This is a genomic window from Aliterella sp. E5.1, from assembly GCF_057473825.1.
The window spans coordinates 1-1,285 of sequence record NZ_JBYCCV010000419.1 but is presented as its reverse complement, the minus strand read 5'-3'; the positions used below and the strand labels follow the sequence as shown (position 1 = coordinate 1,285).

The 1,285-nt window shown below is 47.6% G+C and carries 2 protein-coding genes; both read left to right on the top strand.

Annotated features, from left to right (window positions below; all coding sequences use genetic code 11):
• Positions 1–121: 121 nt before the first annotated feature.
• On the top strand, positions 122–580 hold the full coding sequence (locus AC2VE5_RS27820; RefSeq protein WP_486890746.1) for a hypothetical protein: 459 nt from the start codon (positions 122–124) through the stop codon (positions 578–580).
• Positions 581–658: 78 nt separating this feature from the next.
• Positions 659–1,285, top strand: a 627-nt coding sequence (locus AC2VE5_RS27815) for a fimbrial biogenesis chaperone (RefSeq protein ID WP_486890745.1), incomplete at its 3' end; no start/stop codon positions are given.

Below are 1,285 nucleotides of genomic sequence, written 5' to 3'. Positions count from 1 at the left end.
AATCTCTGGGGTAGCCTTTTCGAGGTTATCCCAGGGTTTCTCAAGGACTTTGTGGACCATGAATAGCTTCTTAGTGAATAAGATTTTTAGGCAAGTAAAGTCTGAATAGGAGGGGAGAGTTGTGAAAACTGGACTTGCGGTGATGGTGCCGACGTTGAGTTTTCTGATTGCAGCCACTTTACCCGTTGCTGCTTTGCCAACACTCAATACCACGACTACAACCCTAGCCAGCAATCTGGCTCTAGATGGCACCGGTAGCACCAGTGAACACATTGTTAAAGTAGCCGATCTAACCGTTTCTACAGACAATTCAAGCGGTTATACCCTAACCATCAGTTCTGGAACCCTCTTGACCTCGGAAGGAGAAACCCCTGTTGCTTTTCAAGTCACCACTGTGGCCGATGGAGCCTCGGTGCCTGGGTCAGCCGCTTTTACGACGCCTTCAGGAAACAACTATACAGTGTCTACCGCCACAGCCGGACAAGCTAACCAGGATTTGTATATCAAGTACACTTCAGCGGTCTTGCAGGATCCAGGCAACTATAGCGGCTCAATCTCTTTGATTGTGACGGACAACTAATTCACTTGGGGGGTTTAGAAAGGGAGCTAAGTTCTTCGCAGTTTTTCTCTACTTTCCAGTATTTTCTAGGAGACGAAGATGATTAGATTTTCGTTACAGCGCCTACTTTTACCTTTCTGTTTAATTCTTTTTGGCATACAACCTGCCTTTGCCTTTAAGTTGCTGCCCATTTCCAGAGAGTTTGCCCCGGCGGGAAAAGACTCAACTCAGTCCTATCAGATCGTCAATGACAAAGATGAGCGCTTAGCAGTTGAGGTTTCAGTTGTTCAGCGGCAAATGGATCTGGCGGGAACAGAGAGTTATCAAACAGCGACGGATGATTTTCTGATTTATCCATCTCAAATATTACTAGAGCCGAATGAAATTCAAACTGTGCGTGTTACCTGGTTGGGAGATCCTGCTCCGCAAAAAGAACTGGCCTATCGGCTGGTTGCCGAGCAATTACCGGTGGATCTGGAAAAGCCTCAAGCGGCCAATTCTAACAAGCCAGTCGGTCAAATTAAACTCCTGCTGCGCTATCTAGGGTCACTCTATATCCGCCCTGCCAATGTTCAGCCGGATATGGTACTCGATGCCATAGGTCCGCAAGCGGGACCCGATGGTGCTCAGGCACTGGCAGTCACCTTTAATAATCAGGGCACTGCCCATGCCGTCTTAAAAAACTTGAAACTCCACTTAACCTCTCCCAGCCAAAGCGCTAAGGTT